Below are 16,217 nucleotides of genomic sequence, written 5' to 3' on the forward strand. Positions count from 1 at the left end.
AGTCCTTAAGAACAGCTTTGTGCAACAAAGCCCTTTGGACAACATAGTTTTATCAATTTGAATTATGAATATAGCGGGCGATCACATAGCGACAGTCATCGGGTACAGTTGGCGGTAACGACTCGATTCTAATTGATCGTTTTATTCATGAGAAAGTCATGCGAAAGCGTAGATTTGCGTATGAATGAGAAGTTTGAATCTTGATTGAAACAGCCATGTAGATAAATCTGCATGGCTGTTTTTTAGATCACAGTCAAATGGACTGAGTTTTAGACCGCATGGCGACTCATTAAAGTCAGTGGTGCTTTGGACTGTAAATAATCGGCAGGAATAAATACGATATTGGCAGCGTGTTGCTGTGCTGCATCAATAATATGGTTGATCACATCGTCTGTGGCTTGTGCGCTGTCAGGTGCGTGCGCTTGATCTAGATAAATTCGTTGCTGGTCGGTATCGACCCAACCCGCCTGCATGTAGCCTTGTTGAACATATAAAGTATCGACATTATTTTGAAACACTGCCTGATAAATTTGCTGCAGATCGGTCACAACACGGTCACTGGCATAGAGTTCATCCAGTTGCTGCGCATGTTGCTGATGCAATTGTTGTTGATGGCTTTTTAGCTCGGTCTGAATACTGTCAATAATGTGTTGTGCGCTGCCTTGTTCTAGCTGAGTGACGTTATCTACACTGAAAATAATGGCATTGGGTTGGTCGCAAATAGATTCATAAAAACTGATATTGCGTCGATCACCCACAATGACCAAGCCCAATGGCTCACTGGCACGTACAGTTTGCACATTTTTATCGACACGGTTTAAAAACTCTTTGAGTAAACGGTCTTCATTGGCGGCTGTGGCACGTTCTGCACCGCTGGTGCTATATAAGTTATCATTTTGAACAGGAAATGCACCATGTGGCAGTCGTTCATTCAAGTCGCTGTCATCTACAGAAAACTCATGGATTACACGATCATTGGAGGCCTTAATCAGACGTCCAATTTCACGACTGATCACTACCACATAGTATTGCACTGCATAAGATAGCTCACGAATAAAATCACGCACTGAAAATTGTTGATCAATCACAATACGTTCTTGGGTAGGGAATGGCAGACGCAGTACTTGTGCACTGTCGGCTGTGGCAAAAATAGCCAGACTGTCTAAATGGTAGTTGGGATTCAAATCTTTGGTTTGATGATGAATCTGTTCTAAAATTTGTGCCACCAGACGTTTGTCATAGTCTGCCAACAGGCGTTCTTCGAGTTGTTTAAGTTGGTTTTTAAGAGCAATCACATCTTGCTGATTGTCTGGAAAGGTACGATGTGTGGGTAGAAATAAGCTGACTGCAGGTTGTGCCTGCACATTTTTAAGTTGGTTGAGGGTGTCTGTTAAATTAAGCATGTTGGAATTCCTCTTCTAATGAAAATAAGAAGAACAACCAAATGCTTGAGCAAGATAAAACTCAAAGTACTGCTTTATACTCCACTCAAGTCAGTTTTAGTCAGCATCTACAACATTTTGCTACCGTGCTAAGTGCTGCATAAAATGCCGAATAGCATTGTATAAAAGCTGACAAAACAACATTTTCGGTTGTTCAAGTCTGAAAAAAAAACGAAATAAAAAACTAAAAATAGAAAAGATAAAAAATAAGCAAAAACAGCATAACAAGGAAAATTATTCAATCGCCTGCTTTTGAATAGAGAAATACCTGAAAAATGTAAGGGATTATGAGACCTTGGTAATGTTGTAAACTGTGTATAAAAAAAGCAGTGCCGAGGCACTGCTTTTGGGTTTCTCAATTGCGATTCGCAATTACATATTCGGGTAATTCGGACCACCGCCACCTTCAGGTGTTACCCAAGTGATGTTCTGTGATGGGTCTTTAATGTCACAAGTCTTACAGTGAACACAGTTGGCTGCGTTAATCTGGAAGCGCTTGGAACCATCATCATTTTCCATAATTTCATACACACCCGCAGGGCAGTAGCGCTGTGCCGGCTCATCCCATTTAGGCAAGTTCACATCGACTGGAATCGACGCATTGGTTAGTTTCAGGTGCGCTGGCTGGTTTTCTTCATGTACGGTATTGGATACAAACACCGAAGACAAACGGTCAAAGGTCAGCTTGCCATCCGGTTTTGGATAGTTCGGCTTAAAGCTTACCGCATCTACGGTTTTCAGTGCGCTGAAGTCAGGCACTAAATCATGCAGAGTAAATGGTACTTTAAAGATGTTCTGGTCGATGAAGTTAAACGCACCACCAAACCATTGACCAAACTTATGCATTGCCGGGCCAAAGTTACGCGCGTTGTAAAGCTCTTCTTTTAGCCAGCTGTTGTTGAACTTCTCAGTGTAAGAGGTTAATTCTTTTACAAAGAAATCTTCACCCTCAGTCACGCGGGCAATGGCCAGATCACCACCTTTTTCGACACCGGCAGCAATTGCTTCAAAGACTGCCTCACCACAAAGCATGCCGGATTTCATTGCGGTATGAGAGCCTTTGATTTTGGCAAAGTTCAGGAAGCCTGCATCATCACCAATTAAAGAACCACCCGGGAAAGTGAATTTAGGCAGCGAGTTAAAGCCACCTTTGGTTACGGCACGCGCACCATAAGAAATACGCTTACCACCTTCCAGATACTGTTTGATGAGTGGATGAGTCTTCCAGCGCTGCATTTCCATAAATGGATACATGTGCGGGTTTTCATAAGACAGATCAACGATCATCCCCAGCGTAACCTGGTTGTTTTCAGCATGGTAGAGCCACCAGCCGCCTGAAGAACCGGTTTCAGACAATGGCCAGCCGGCACCGTGCATCACCAGACCTGGCTTATGTTTGGCCGGATCAATTTCCCACAGCTCTTTAATGCCGATACCGTAGTGTTGAGGGTCGGCATCTTTATCCAGATTAAATTTCTGGATCAGGCGTTTGCCTAAGTGACCACGACAGCCTTCAGCAAACAGGGTATATTTGGCATGCAGTTCATAACCTGGGGCAAAGTTGTGGGTCGGTTCACCATCTTTACCAATGCCCATATCACCGGTTTGAATGCCTTTTACGGTGCCATCTTCATGGTACAGAATCTCAGACGCCGCAAAGCCCGGGAAAATAGACACTTCCAGTTCTTCGGCTTTCTGGCCTAACCAGCGCACCACGTTGCCGAGTGAAATGACATAGTTGCCATCGTTGTGCATGGTTTTTGGTACCATCCAGTGTGGCGCTTCTTTCGAAGTGGTTTCAGACAGCAGGAAGAACGTTTTATCTTCTGTCACCGGTACATTTAAAGGTGCACCTTCTTCTTTCCAGTTCGGGAACAGCTCATTGATGGCACGTGGTTCCAGCACCGCACCTGACAAGATGTGCGCACCGACTTCGGAGCCTTTTTCTACGACACAAACGGACATATCATTCAGGTTATTTTCAATTGCAAGTTGACGGATTTTAATCGCCGCAGACAGACCCGCAGGGCCAGCACCTACGATAACTACGTCAAACTCCATCGATTCACGTTCGATGTGTTCCATGTAGGACTCCTCATAATACTAGAAGGTGGCAACCGTCATCTCAGAATCCGGTGCTGCCATGAGTGTTCTTAGTTCCTAGACACAAATTTGCTATCGTGTCTTTTATATTGTGGGCTAGTATAGTTTTAAACCTTGGTCTAGCCAATTGGCTGAATCATATTATTTTTCCGTCAGCAGGGTATTCAATGATGAACAATGAGCACAATGAACCAAATCCGACGAAAAAAGTAGCATTTTCTGATGATAAAAATTTAATGGGCATTGCGCAATACTTAAAAGATGCACAGCCCGGTCACAAAAGGTCAATTCCCCCTTTGGAGCAATGGCATCCAAAGCATTGTGGCAAAATGGATTTAACGGTAAAAGCCAATGGAGAATGGTGGCACGAAGGTCAATTGGTGAAGCGCCAGTCATTAATTGAGCTGTTTTCTACCGTACTCTGGAAAGAAGGTCACACGTTCTATTTAAAAACCCCGGTCGAGCAGATTGAAATTGAGGTGGAAGATGAGCCTTTATTTGTCAATCAGGTAGATCAGGTTGATATTGAAGGCAAGACCTATCTGCAACTGACCACTACCACCCAGGACCTGGTGATTGTCGATGAGCAGCATCCGATCTTTATGCGTGAATATGAAGGGGAGTTGCGTCCCTATGTGCATGTGCGTTTTGGCCTAAATGCCCTGATCCAGCGCGCGGCTTTTTTTCATCTGGTCGAGCTGGGCAGCTTGCAGGAAAATGCCGAAGGCGATGCAATTTTAAGCCTGAAAAGTGGTGATTTGCTATTGCAATTAGGCACCTGAGGTTTAAGCTTGAGCCATCCTATTTCAAACTGCTCATTCCGCTGCCATGACCGCCATTCATCCCCTTGCTCCTTTGTTGCACCCTATGACCAGAGCGCAGGCGGATGCGCCAATCGGGATTTTTGATTCAGGCATTGGCGGCTTGTCGGTGGCGCTGGAAATTGCCCAGCATTTGCCCAATGAACAGATTGTTTATTATGCCGACACGGCGCATGTGCCTTATGGTCCGCGTGATGATCAGGAAATTCGCGAACTGACCGCTCAGGCTATCGAGTGGCTGTATCGGCAGGGCTGTAAAATTGCAGTGGTGGCCTGCAATACTGCTTCGGCCTTTAGCCTGGATTATCTGCGTGCGCATTATGGGGAAGATTTCCCGATTGTCGGTTTGGTCCCAGCCTTAAAACCGGCGGTACTGCAGAGCAAAACCAAAACCGTGGCTGTGCTGGCGACACCGGCGACCTTTCGTGGCCAGCTAATTAAAGACGTGATTCAGCGTTTTGCCTTGCCGGCCGAGGTCAAGGTGATTCCTTTAACCTCGCTTGAGCTGGTGCCTTTTGTGGAAAGCGGAGCGCAAATGAGTGCTGCCTGTTTAACTACTTTAAGTGAACTGTTACAGCCAGTGGTGGATGCTGGCGCAGATCATCTGGTGCTGGGGTGTACCCATTATCCCTTCTTAAAAACTGCGATTCAGTCTATTTTTGGTCAGAAATTGACATTAATTGACTCAGGAACTGCCGTTGCGCGTCAAACTTCCCGCATTTTAACGAAAAATGAGTTATTATTTGAACAGAGCCGAGCCGATCAGGTGCAGATTCATTGTTATGTCAGCGGTCAAAATGCTGAACATTTACAACCGATTGTCGGGCGTCTGATGCCTGAGCAGATCCGCTGGAAAATTTCCAATCTGCCACGCTAAGCCAGCTCCATAAAGAAAGCAACATGATTGCTTCAGCATGACTTATTTTTTGATTGGGGAACAATACTGATGCCCATTGGGCGCTTCAGCTATTGAGGGAAGGAAGGAGAGCCAATGCTCGATAAACGCTATCAGGTATTTATCTCTACGTCCGGTTCAGAGATGCAGCCGGAACGCATGGTATTGACACAGACCTTGGTGGGAATGGGCTTCTTTTCCTGGGGCTTGGAGCAGCGTACGCCATTGAGTACGGCATTTGCCCGTCGTCAGATTGATGACTGCGATTATGTGGTGCTGTTATTGGGCAGCCAGTATGGCGAGCAGTCGGTATCGGGTGTGGGCTATATGCATCTGGAATATATTTACGCGGTCACCAAGCAGAAACCGATGATTGTGTTTATGCATGAAGACCCGGATTCACGTGATGCCAGCTTGCAGGATGCCAAACCTGAACTGCGGGAAAAATTTAAAGAATTCCGTCGCCTGTTACAGCAGGAAGTCGATCAGGTGTTTTGCTATCGCAGCTTGCGTGATCTGGAGCTGGCGGTACGCTTTAATATGCCGCAAATGCTGGAGCGTTATCCGGTGGTGGGCTGGGTGCGTCCGCAAAATACCCAGGCCCTGCATGATGAAATCGAGCAGCTACAGGCCAAAGTGGCCCAGTTAAAAAATGAACTTGGCAAGACCGAAGCCGATCCATTCTTAAGCCTGCCCAAAGTATCCATGCATGAAGCTTTCCAGTTTGAATACCGGATGCATGCCTATCAGGATGGTAATTTTAAAGAACTGAAAGTACAAAAACAGCTGACCTGGGCGCAGCTGTTCAGTATTTTAGGCTCGACCTTTATTCATCCGACCCCGGAAGAATATTTTTCCAAACGCATGAATGAATATTTAAATGATACCGGCCTGACTGATGCGCGGCGTGAAATGCCACGGGCGCATGCGGTGGCACGGGCGCAAATCAATATTCGTGCCTTGCATACCATTAAAATGCAGATGCGCCAGAATGACTGGATTGTGCAGGCCGGCCGGGATGAACGCCAGCGTATGCTATGGCAGACTACAGCCAAAGGGCAGAAGTTGCTGGACAGTAACCTGCTTGATAATGATCGTGTTTTTCAATATAAATCGACGTATTAATTCATTTAGTAACAGACGGGAAAGCTGTTAAAGTAAACGCGTTCCCTGATGATTCCTGAGAGCCTAATGTCTGTTGTTGCGAAACCGAAAATCACCATTATTCTGGCCAATTTGGGCACACCGGATGCACCGACTGTGCCCGCGGTACGACGTTTTCTGAAACAGTTCCTGTCTGATCAGCGGGTGATTGAAATTCCCAAACTGCTGTGGCAAATCATTTTAAGGCTGTTTATTTTACCGTTTCGCCCCAAACGCGTGGCACATGCTTATGCCATGGTCTGGAATCAGGATTCGCCTATGCGCGAAATTTTGCAGGCGCAGGTTGATGCCATCAGACAGACCTTAACTCCGCTCTACCCGGAATTTGAGCTGAATATTGTGCCAGCCATGACCTATGGCAACCCGGGCATCGACGCTTTGCTGGCAAAGCTGGCCCAGCAGCCGCAAGATCATCTCCTTGTCCTGCCGCTATTCCCTCAATATTCCGCAACTTCCACCGCGCCGCTATATGATGCTATAGCCAAATGGATTCCGCAGCAGCGCAATTTGCCGGGGCTGAGCATTATCCGCGATTATTATCAGCATCCTTTGTATATTCAGGCTTTGGCGCAGAGTGTGCGTGAATTTCAGGCCGAGCATGGTCCGGCGGAAAAACTGCTGATGTCGTTTCACGGTATTCCACAGCCCTATGCCGATAAAGGCGACCCGTATGCCGAGCGCAGTCGCACAACCGCTCAACTGGTGGCGCAGGCGCTGGGTTTAAATGAGGATCAGTGGGCGATCAGCTTCCAGTCACGTTTTGGCAAGCAGGAATGGGTCAAGCCCTATACCGATGTGCTGCTCGAAGAATGGGGCCAGCAGGGAGTTAAATCGGTTCAGATCATGAGTCCGGCATTTTCTGCCGACTGTCTGGAAACCCTGGAAGAACTGGCGATACAAAATGCCGAGATTTTTCAGCAGGCGGGCGGGGAACACTATGCCTATATTCCGGCGCTCAACCAGCGGGACGATCATTTACAATTGCTGAATGCCTTGCTTCAGGCTAATCTGGATGCGCTGAAACAGACTTTTGCCCATTTTCAACAGGACGCTTAACCCATGTTACAAGTCAAAATTGTGCCGGTCACGGCATTTGCCCAAAATTGTTCCATCGTCTGGGATGCAGAAAGCAAAGAGGCCATTTTGATTGATGCGGGCGGCGAACCGGACAAGCTGCAGGCAGAAGTTGAAGCACTGGGCTTAACTGTGAAAGCCTTATGGTTAACTCATGGTCATCTGGATCATGCCGGTGCTGTCGGTGCCTTAAAAAAACGCTGGGATGTGCCGGTCATTGGCCCGCATAAGGAAGATGCATTCTGGCTGGATATGATTCAGGAAGTATCGGCGCGTTATGGTTTCCCGATTCCTGAAAAGGTCGAGGTGGATCAGTGGCTGGAAGGTGGTGAGCAGCTGCAGCTGGGCAATGAACAGTTTGAAGTGCGTTTTGCGCCGGGACATACCCCAGGTCATGTGATGTTCTATAATGCCAATTACGGTTTGCTCTGGACCGGTGATGTGCTGTTTAAAGGCTCGATTGGCCGGACAGATTTCCCGCGAGGGAATCATCAGCAATTACTGGATTCAATCCAGCGTGAATGTTTTAGCCTGCCCGATGAAACCCAGTTTATTTCAGGGCATGGTCCGATCAGTACCATTGGTTTTGAAAAACAGCACAATCCTTTTGTGGCGGGGCAGGCCGGTTAATCTGCAAATTTCACCCTAACCAAAGTCAGCACAGTGCTGACTTTTTTATTGCGCCGTTTTGATTGCCATTTATTTGCGAAACGGGTCATTCAGCTGTTTTTTCGCTTCCATGCCCACCAGCCAGGCCATTAAGGCAAATGATACCGCCACCCCAATCAGCAGCGTATCCTGACTATATAAACCGACCGCCAGCATTAAGATTGCGGCAAGCAGAAAGGCGAAAAAAAGAATTTTCAGGAGCGTGGGCATACAGGGCTCGATAATTAGAATCTCGAGGCCATTTAAAAAAGAACCGAATGCGAATAGGGTAACGTTTTGCAGTAAAATTTTTAAATGTGTGCGCTGTTTGCGCAAAGAAGTTTTAAATGTGTAGGATTTTTATTACACCTTTCCAGTAAAAGCGGCTTTTTGTAAAACCGCGTAACTCATTTTAGTCTTCCGGGTTATCTACCGAGGGTGCATCCTGAGTCGGCAGGCGATATGCATCACTGGCCCAGGCGCCCAAATCAATCAGCTTGCAACGCTCGGAACAGAAAGGGCGAAATTCATTGCCTTCCCAGACAGAAGGTTCACCACAACGTGGGCAAGGGAATGTACGTGGCATGCGGGTCTCCTGATAAAATCCCGGATTAGATTAGGCAAAAACAGCTGCACTTGATAGACTTGTGCGGTTTTTTATAAGTTTGATCTGATTATGCCCATTCGTCAATTTCAAGCCCAGCGTATGCATGCTCCGCGTGACTTTCAAGCCATTGCCAATACTCCTGTCTGTATCGAAATTGGTGCAGGCAAAGGCAAGCACGCGCTGTTGTTCAGTGGGCAACATCCTGAGCAAACCCTGTATGCGATTGAGCGCACCCGGGAAAAGTTTCTGGCCATGCAAAAGCAGCATGGATTAGAACCGCATGCCAATCTGCAGCCAGTCCATGCCGATGCCTTACCGTGGATTGTACATGCGCTATATCCGGCGCAAGTCGAGCAGTGCTTTATTTTATATCCGAATCCGGAGCCGCATAATCCGGCCCAGCGCTGGCTGAACATGCCATTTTTTGAGTTTTTGCTGTCACGTTTGCAACCGAATGGACAGATTACCCTGGCCAGTAATATCCCTGAATATATTGCCGAAGCTGAACAGCAATTATTGGCGCTATGGAAACTACCGTTTGAGAAACAGCGGATTGCCGCCGATTCTGCCCGGACCCATTTTGAAATTAAATATTTGCAGCGCGGTGAATTGTGCCAGCAACTGATTATTCGCAAACCGGAAGGGTATCGTACCCGTTTTGACGATTTTCAGCCGCTTCAGGGCCAGTCGCCAGCGCAGGCAGTGGAAGAATAAGCATGTCCAAGCGGATTGCCATTATCGGGGCAGGCCCGGCCGGCTTGATGGCGGCTGAGGTGCTCAGCCAGTATGGCTATAACCTGCATGTCTATGAGCAGAAGCCTTCGGCAGCACGCAAGTTTTTAATGGCCGGAAAAACCGGGTTAAATATTTCCCATGCCGAAGCAGTGCCGCAGTTTATTCAGCGTTATGATCAGGCCGACTGGCTGGCGCCGTGGATTCAGCGCTGGGATGCTGGCTGGATTCAGGACTGGATGGCAGGCTTGGGCATTCGCTCTTATGTCGGTTCATCCGGGCGGATATTTCCGGTGGAGATGAAAGCTGCACCGCTATTACGGGCCTGGTTAAAACGACTGGCGGATAATGGGGTGCAGTTTCATTACCGCCAGCAGGTCAAGGGTCTTGAGCAGCAACAGCTGCAGATTCTGGACTTAAAGCACGGGCAACTGCGCAGTGAAGCATTTGATGCGATTGTGCTGGCTTGTGGTGCGCTGTCGTGGTCGCAATTAGGCAGTGATGGTGCCTGGCAGGACTGGCTCCGTCCAGAGCAGATTGAACCATTTCAGGCCAGCAATGCCGGGGTGGAATATCCGTGGTCCAGCTTTATGCAGCCAGTGTTTGGTCAGCCTTTAAAACGGGTTGAGGCCTGGGTAGAACCGCATACGCGCAGTATCGGCGATATTGTCCTGACCCATTATGGACTGGAAGGCGGCCTGATTTATAAGCAGGGCCGGGCCTTACGTGCACAGCTGAAACAGCAGCAGCGCATGGTACTCTCTCTGGATTTACTGCCCGAGCAGTCTCAAGCACAGCTGGCCAAAAAATTACACCCCAGTAAAAAGCAGTCGCTTAGCAATGTCTGGCGTAAAGCCGGTTTAGATGCAGCCAAAAGCAGTCTGCTGCGTGAACTGGTCGATAAAAGCTTATGGCATCAGCCGGAGGCGCTGGCGGCACAGGTGAAACAGCTGCGGATTGAATTAACAGGTTTTCGCCCGATTGAAGAAGCCATTAGTTGTGCCGGCGGAATCAAACGCAGTGCCTTCAGCCCGCAGTTACAGCTGAAGGATCATCCGGCGGTATTTTGCTGCGGTGAAATGCTGGACTGGGATGCACCCACCGGCGGCTATTTGCTCACGGCCTGTTTTGCCACCGGACGGGCAGCTGGGGAAGGTGTACATGCCTATCTCGCTACAGGGCAGTAAAACTCACCGGCATTCTCCCTGTAAAGATCAGGGCTATTTAGGCCCTGAAATGATAGATGTTATTTATTGGTCGAGCTGTGGATACTGGTCGCGCCAGTGTTCTAATTGCTCTTGGGCATGAATAAATTTCCCCAGACCTTTAACGCTGTCTGGTGCACTCTCCGATGCAGCTGAAGCTGGTTGCTGGGCATGCAGCTGAGCCTGATGATCCCAATATTCATACATCAGGCCCTGGATATAGCGGCCCTGTTCGGTCTTTAAATCCAGCGCTTTCAGCATATTCAGTGCCGACTGGATATTGTCACCTTGCCGGCTTCGTGCAAAGCCATCATCCAGCGTGCCTTGCTGCTGCATCTGCATCAGTTCGGCTTCCATTTCCTCACTCATCTGGCCAAAGCGCTGTTCATAGTCGGTTAGTAGCTGCAGGTCATGCAAGTCCTGCTCGGTTTTTGGGAAAGTGCGTACCGGCTCACTTTTCAGTTCCTGCAGCACCTGATCTTCGGCGCTTAATTCCTGCTTCGGTTCTGGTGATGGATTGCGCTCGCAGGCACTCAGCAGCAGTGCACTGCCAAGCAGACAGGCCAGAGATAAAGGTTTAATCAGATTGGACATGACAGGTTCATCCTTATTGTTCTGTAATTTTTGTAAAGCTATACACATGGGTCAGGTAGGGAAAGTCAATTTGTTGCTGCGGCTGTTTGCCTGTATATTGCAGCACCATCTGCTCGAACTGCTGTTTCAGCTGCTGTTGCTGGTGTTCAGGCAGCGCGGCAATAAAACTGGTAGAAAGCAGGCGTTTTGACACCACCTGTTCAACTGTACCGCTTTGCCATTGCTGAAAAGTAGCTTCTGCGTTAGCGTTAAAGCCGGTCGCAGCCGAAAAGACCTGTCGCCATTGGCCGCTATGAAAACACGGGGTATCGCCTTCCAGCGGTGCTATATGCTCGGCCAGTGCCTTGACCCAGTCGATGCGGGTGTCACGCTGATTCCAGATCAGCAATAGCTGGCCGCCCGGTTTTAGCACCCGATAAATTTCGTTCAGGGTTTCAATATTGGCAAACCAGTGAAAGGACTGCGCGCAGCAGACGGCATCGACACTGGCATCAGGCAGCGGCAGGGCATGACTATAGGCTTGGATGCTTTGCACATCAGGATAGTGTTGCTGTAGTTGTGCCAGCATTTCGGCCACCGGCTCAACAGCAATCACATGCGGGCTAAGCTGTTGCAGAATCGGCAGGAATTTACCGGTACCGGCACCTAGGTCGACACCGACCGGTGCGGCATCAGATTTGAGCTGGTTTTTTAACCATGCAACCAGCGCTTGTGGATAACTTGGTCGGACCTGTTGATAAAGTTCGGCGGCTGTGGAAAAGCCTTGTTCTGCTGCAGGATGGAGGAATTGTGTCATATTTTGCGCTTTTTTATCTGCCGGGCATCTATAAAATAACATATTCGCTTTTTAGTCGTCGGCATACGGTCTATTTGTTATTTTGAATCTTGATAGAGGGCTGTGCAGCTCTGGTGTGGGAATGGATAAACACATAATTTTTGAAGACGATCATATCCGCGTCATCTGGATGCCCGGTCATTCAGAGGCGCTGATTTTTTCTTTTGGCGATTTAATTACCCGCGCCAAAGGCCTGACCATTAATGCTGAAAAGTCATTGAGCAAACACGGCTATAATGTGGTTGGCATCATGCCAAAGGAGAAATCCTGGTTTCCCGAACAGTCGATGCGCGCGATGCTGAATGAAATTGCCGCCACCATTGCGCCGTTTCAGCAGCGTATTGGCTATGGCGGTTCGATGGGTGGTTATGCGGCCATCAAATATTCCAACCTGCTTGATTTGCAACGTGTGGTGGCACTGGTGCCGCAATATTCGATTGATCCGGAAGATATTCTGGACACGCGCTACAATATGTTCTTCCATCCGCAGCACAATGCTGACATGCGTATTCAGCCCCAAGATGTTTCGGCTGAGCGCGAATATATCGTGATTTATGATCCGCACTATGCCGAAGACCGCGCCCAGTATTTAAAACTGCAGGCGGTACTGCCTTCGCTGCAGACCCTGCATTTACCGTTTACCGGACATGATGCGATTGCGGTGCTGGCCAGTTCCGATTTGCTCAATGATTTTCTTAGCCATCCTTTTGATCCGGCACATTTTTACCAGAAGATGCGTCAGGTCAAAAAGAACAGCAAGTTCTACTATCGCAAGCTGATTGAAAACCTGTTGCCACGGCACAAACATGCGCTGGGGCAAATCCTGAAAAATAACGAACTGCAACTGGACAGCGGCTTTTTTGATGCCAAGCTCAAGCAGAACCTGATTCGCTCGCTGCTCAGCAATAAACAGGTCGATCAGCATGACCTGCATAAACTCGGGATTCAGTTTAACCTGCCGCAGGAAAGCCGCCGCCAGCTGATGGACTGTTTTGGCCATGGGCTGGTATTTAATGTCATTAGCCAGAAGATCGAAAGCTATGCTGCCAGTGCTGTGGCCTTAAACCATAAATTCCTGATTCCGATTTATGCCAAGGGCAATGGACTGGTACAAATCTGGCTGAATGACCAGCGTTATATTGTGGCCATGAATGATCGTCAGGTCATGAAACTGTTTCAGGAACAGGATGAGCTCAGCGCCGGTATGCACCCCATCGTGATTAAAAAATACAGCGATTATTATGTGCTGAGTTATAAACAGCTGAATTTAAGTAGTGATGAATTTGGCGGCAATGAATTTGTCGATGATAGCCCGGAAAGTGCCAAATTTGTGACCCAGCCCGAAGTGGTGCTGTAAGCCAAAACTGCACTGACCCCGAAGTCCTTGTTTTATTTTATATTCAGGCTAAGATGAAGATGGATGTAAAACAACCAGTGGATAAAAGTAGGGTAGTGTTATGACCATTCGATCTCTGTCTGTTGTGGTACTGAGCCTGCTGGGTTGGGCTGTTCCGTCGGTGGCTTCGGCACAAACGGTGCATTATTCAGCCTATATGGTGTTCGGCAGTGGCCTGTTATTGGTATTGGCTTTAACCATTTATGTCATTCGGCAAATCCGCTTTTCTTTACGCAATTATCACAGCAAGCGCCCATGAACTCATGGGCGTTTTTTTGTGGGCATCCCATTTTTGAACTGACGCGCAGCGCTACAAGTGTGCTTTAATTTCTTCACGCCATGATGAGAGGATGCACCACATGAACGCCATATTTCTGGATTTTGCCTCGCTGGATCAGGATGATTTACAGCTAGAAGACTTAAACGCTGTCTTTCAGCAGCAGTTAACGCTGTATCCAACCACTTCGCCTGCAGAGCTGCTGCCACGGGTGCAATCTGCCGAGGTGATTATCAGCAATAAAGTCTTGCTGGATGCCGCGACATTACAGCAATGCCCGCAGCTTAAACTGATCCTGATTTCAGCCACCGGTACCAATAATGTCGATTTGGAACAGGCACGCCGCCAGGGTGTGGTGGTGTGTAACTGTCAGGGTTATGGCACGGCCGCAGTGGCGCAACATACCTTAATGCTGATGTTAAATCTGGCTACTTCTTTTGTGCGTTATCATCAGGCGGTGCAACAGGGCCAGTGGCAGCGTTCTAGCCAGTTCTGTCTGCTGGATTATCCAATTGTCGAGCTGGCTGGAAAAACGCTGGGCATTGTCGGTTATGGTGAGTTGGGGCAGGCGGTGGCTAAACTGGCCGAAGCCTTCGGCATACAGGTCAAAATTGCTGCTCTTGCCAACCGGCTACAATCTGCATCGCGGGTGCCTTTTGCCGAGCTGTTACCGCAGGTGGATTTTTTAAGCCTGCATTGTCCACTGACCGAAGATACCCGGGATTTAATCGGGCCGGCTGAGTTTGCTGCCATGAAACATAGCGCGTTTTTAATTAACTGTGCCCGTGGTGGTATTGTCAATGAAGCGGCGCTGGCCGAAGCCTTACTGTCCGGACAAATTGCCGGTGCGGCGATGGATGTGCTGAGTGTCGAGCCACCCAAGCAGGGCAATATCCTGTTAGACCCAGCTATTCCCAATTTAATTTTAACCCCGCATAGTGCATGGGGCAGTGTAGATGCGCGGCAGCGGATTGTGCAGCAAATGGTAGAAAACGTGATCGCGTTTCAGCAGGGCCAACCGATCCGTCAGGTCAATTAAGCAGATATCAAGCAATAAAAAATACGGACGCATTCAGGTCCGTATTTTTGGGTGGAATGAAAAGGCGAGTGATGATGAGGCTCTCGCTCACTCCCGTCTTAAAGTTCGGTCACGGCATAGCTGGTGGCCCCTGAACCGGTTTCAGCAGGTACTGATGCCGCCGGTTGAGCGGTATCTGGCTGACTCAAGCTGCCCTGTACAATTGGTACCGGCTGTTGCGGTGCGCCGCCTAAAGCTTCTTTGGTGTCCTGAATTTTCTGGTTGGCCTGTTGCGTGGTGTTGCTGGTTAAGGTTTTGGTATTTTCCCAGGCCTGATGCACCGAAGGCCGTACTTTTTGCACACCTTTTTCTGCCACTTCACCAACCCGATCTGCCGCGTTTAAAACACCTTGCTGTGCTTTATAGGCCCAGACATGCAGTAAATTCGGATTATCGGCATACGGCTGAATCGGGGCTTGGAGCTTGGTGCTGCTATTCGCTTCTGCTGGTGGAGTTTGTGCCCAGACTGCAGTGCCCATGAGCATAAGGCCAACAGCCAATACGGATTTCATTTTATGCATAATCATGACCCCTGCTAAAAGAGAATGGAAAGCCTAAGCCTAAACTGAAGGCATGAAGAAATCATGAAGATTCCTGTTACTGTGTTGAGCATCTGCTGAATTGTCTTGAAACTCAACCACAAAATTAAAAAAGCCCGCAGGGTTGCAGGCTTGGTTCTCTCATTTTGATTATTGTGCAGCGCCAACCGCGGTATGGGTTTTACTGCTGACTTTGGCTTTGGCCACAGGCGTATCGACATCAACCTGCGCATTGCTGTGCAATTGTACCTGTGCCGATTTCTGTTTCAGGCTGTTTTTGGTTTTTTCCGTACGATCTGCGGCATGTTCACGGGCTGCTGCGGCTTTCTTGGCGGCAGACTGTTTCAGTTCGCTTGAGCGTTCATAGGCCGCCTGTTTTAAATCTGCGGCTTTTTCTTTGCCGGCTTCGGCTTTTTCATTGCTGAACTGTTTGGTGTTTTGCCAGGTGTTCTGGGTCGTGGTTTTTACGCTATGTAATCCTTGACCGACATGCTCGCCTGCGCTGTGTAAGGTCTGCTGCGTACCTTGCACTACATTATTTAAAAGTCCACCAGCCTGTGGCGTCTGCACATCTGCCGATGCGTTGACATTGGCCTGAAGTGCGGGCGCGGCATACAGTGAAGATGTCGCGAGTAGGGCGCTGCTCATGAATATTGTTGTGAGAGTTTTCTTCATAGGATTTTCCTTGCATGTGTGCCACAGACGCAATGCTGTGAGCGGTGCCTATCTTAAGGAGAAAAATATGCGCCGATATGCTTTATGCAAAAACATCCACAATCTTGCTACAACTGCTTAACAATTCAGGCA

Annotated in this window: 18 protein-coding genes; 10 read left to right on the top strand and 8 right to left on the bottom strand. The window is 48.4% G+C overall.

All coding sequences use genetic code 11. The features are described 5' to 3' along the window. Nucleotides 1–269 precede the first annotated feature (269 nt). Together ACVLR6_RS01785 and ACVLR6_RS01790 are read right to left on the bottom strand one after the other, a co-directional pair. Nucleotides 270–1,403, bottom strand: a complete 1,134-nt coding sequence (locus ACVLR6_RS01785; protein ID WP_411687028.1) for an AOC03_06830 family ribosome hibernation factor — start codon at nucleotides 1,401–1,403, stop codon at nucleotides 270–272. A 411-nt stretch (nucleotides 1,404–1,814) separates the two neighbouring features. Next, nucleotides 1,815–3,527, bottom strand: a complete 1,713-nt coding sequence (locus tag ACVLR6_RS01790) for a 4Fe-4S dicluster domain-containing protein (protein ID WP_455995740.1) — start codon at nucleotides 3,525–3,527, stop codon at nucleotides 1,815–1,817. 188 nt (nucleotides 3,528–3,715) lie between these two features. Here ACVLR6_RS01790 and ACVLR6_RS01795 point away from each other — a divergent pair, with 188 nt between their 5' ends. The 5 genes from ACVLR6_RS01795 to ACVLR6_RS01815 all read left to right on the top strand — a co-directional run bounded on the left by ACVLR6_RS01795 (nucleotide 3,716) and on the right by ACVLR6_RS01815 (nucleotide 8,129). After that, complete coding sequence (locus ACVLR6_RS01795; protein WP_034598302.1) at nucleotides 3,716–4,327, top strand: DUF1285 domain-containing protein; 612 nt, start codon at nucleotides 3,716–3,718, stop codon at nucleotides 4,325–4,327. A 46-nt stretch (nucleotides 4,328–4,373) separates the two neighbouring features. Beyond that, the gene (murI, locus tag ACVLR6_RS01800) at nucleotides 4,374–5,243 is read left to right on the top strand and encodes a glutamate racemase (RefSeq protein WP_127801786.1); all 870 of its coding nucleotides are present in this window, start codon (nucleotides 4,374–4,376) and stop codon (nucleotides 5,241–5,243) included. A gap of 114 nt (nucleotides 5,244–5,357) precedes the next feature. Continuing rightward, a complete protein-coding gene (locus ACVLR6_RS01805; RefSeq protein WP_127801785.1) occupies nucleotides 5,358–6,386 on the top strand; it encodes a DUF4062 domain-containing protein in 1,029 nt (342 codons plus the stop codon). Nucleotides 6,387–6,452: 66 nt separating this feature from the next. After that, entirely contained in the window at nucleotides 6,453–7,481 is a 1,029-nt protein-coding gene (gene hemH / locus ACVLR6_RS01810; RefSeq protein WP_168383890.1) for a ferrochelatase, read from the top strand. Nucleotides 7,482–7,484: 3 nt separating this feature from the next. Then, a complete protein-coding gene (locus ACVLR6_RS01815) occupies nucleotides 7,485–8,129 on the top strand; it encodes an MBL fold metallo-hydrolase (RefSeq protein ID WP_127800305.1) in 645 nt (214 codons plus the stop codon). A gap of 69 nt (nucleotides 8,130–8,198) precedes the next feature. Here ACVLR6_RS01815 and ACVLR6_RS01820 read toward each other — a convergent pair whose 3' ends face one another. Both ACVLR6_RS01820 and ACVLR6_RS01825 read right to left on the bottom strand, forming a co-directional pair. After that, nucleotides 8,199–8,378, bottom strand: a complete 180-nt coding sequence (locus ACVLR6_RS01820; protein WP_455995743.1) for a hypothetical protein — start codon at nucleotides 8,376–8,378, stop codon at nucleotides 8,199–8,201. Between the two features lie 181 nt (nucleotides 8,379–8,559). Beyond that, nucleotides 8,560–8,733, bottom strand: coding sequence for a DNA gyrase inhibitor YacG (locus ACVLR6_RS01825; protein ID WP_168399001.1), 174 nt, complete (start codon nucleotides 8,731–8,733; stop codon nucleotides 8,560–8,562). 84 nt (nucleotides 8,734–8,817) lie between these two features. Here ACVLR6_RS01825 and ACVLR6_RS01830 point away from each other — a divergent pair, with 84 nt between their 5' ends. Then, complete coding sequence (locus ACVLR6_RS01830; RefSeq protein WP_171066723.1) at nucleotides 8,818–9,468, top strand: class I SAM-dependent methyltransferase; 651 nt, start codon at nucleotides 8,818–8,820, stop codon at nucleotides 9,466–9,468. 2 nt (nucleotides 9,469–9,470) lie between these two features. Next, nucleotides 9,471–10,673 (top strand): TIGR03862 family flavoprotein, encoded by a 1,203-nt coding sequence (locus ACVLR6_RS01835; protein WP_286427176.1) that lies wholly within the window; start codon nucleotides 9,471–9,473, stop codon nucleotides 10,671–10,673. A gap of 63 nt (nucleotides 10,674–10,736) precedes the next feature. On the opposite strand, the gene ACVLR6_RS01840 is transcribed toward ACVLR6_RS01835, so the two are convergent. Together ACVLR6_RS01840 and ACVLR6_RS01845 are read right to left on the bottom strand one after the other, a co-directional pair. Continuing rightward, a complete protein-coding gene (locus ACVLR6_RS01840; RefSeq protein WP_163142957.1) occupies nucleotides 10,737–11,285 on the bottom strand; it encodes a hypothetical protein in 549 nt (182 codons plus the stop codon). A 13-nt stretch (nucleotides 11,286–11,298) separates the two neighbouring features. Then, entirely contained in the window at nucleotides 11,299–12,081 is a 783-nt protein-coding gene (locus tag ACVLR6_RS01845) for a class I SAM-dependent methyltransferase (RefSeq protein ID WP_455995745.1), read from the bottom strand. Nucleotides 12,082–12,202: 121 nt separating this feature from the next. On the opposite strand from ACVLR6_RS01845, the gene ACVLR6_RS01850 reads away from it, so the two are divergent. The 3 genes from ACVLR6_RS01850 to ACVLR6_RS01860 all read left to right on the top strand — a co-directional run bounded on the left by ACVLR6_RS01850 (nucleotide 12,203) and on the right by ACVLR6_RS01860 (nucleotide 14,832). Next, nucleotides 12,203–13,477, top strand: a complete 1,275-nt coding sequence (locus tag ACVLR6_RS01850; RefSeq protein WP_016659613.1) for a hypothetical protein — start codon at nucleotides 12,203–12,205, stop codon at nucleotides 13,475–13,477. A gap of 100 nt (nucleotides 13,478–13,577) precedes the next feature. Continuing rightward, nucleotides 13,578–13,775, top strand: coding sequence for a hypothetical protein (locus ACVLR6_RS01855; protein ID WP_160241654.1), 198 nt, complete (start codon nucleotides 13,578–13,580; stop codon nucleotides 13,773–13,775). Between the two features lie 100 nt (nucleotides 13,776–13,875). Further along, on the top strand, nucleotides 13,876–14,832 hold the full coding sequence (locus tag ACVLR6_RS01860) for a 2-hydroxyacid dehydrogenase (RefSeq protein WP_455995747.1): 957 nt from the start codon (nucleotides 13,876–13,878) through the stop codon (nucleotides 14,830–14,832). A 98-nt stretch (nucleotides 14,833–14,930) separates the two neighbouring features. Here ACVLR6_RS01860 and ACVLR6_RS01865 read toward each other — a convergent pair whose 3' ends face one another. Together ACVLR6_RS01865 and ACVLR6_RS01870 are read right to left on the bottom strand one after the other, a co-directional pair. Further along, nucleotides 14,931–15,356, bottom strand: coding sequence for a hypothetical protein (locus tag ACVLR6_RS01865; protein ID WP_104470692.1), 426 nt, complete (start codon nucleotides 15,354–15,356; stop codon nucleotides 14,931–14,933). 204 nt (nucleotides 15,357–15,560) lie between these two features. Further along, nucleotides 15,561–16,085 (bottom strand): hypothetical protein, encoded by a 525-nt coding sequence (locus tag ACVLR6_RS01870; protein WP_160241652.1) that lies wholly within the window; start codon nucleotides 16,083–16,085, stop codon nucleotides 15,561–15,563. Nucleotides 16,086–16,217 lie beyond the last annotated feature (132 nt).

It is taken from the genome of Acinetobacter sp. T63 (assembly GCF_053852345.1).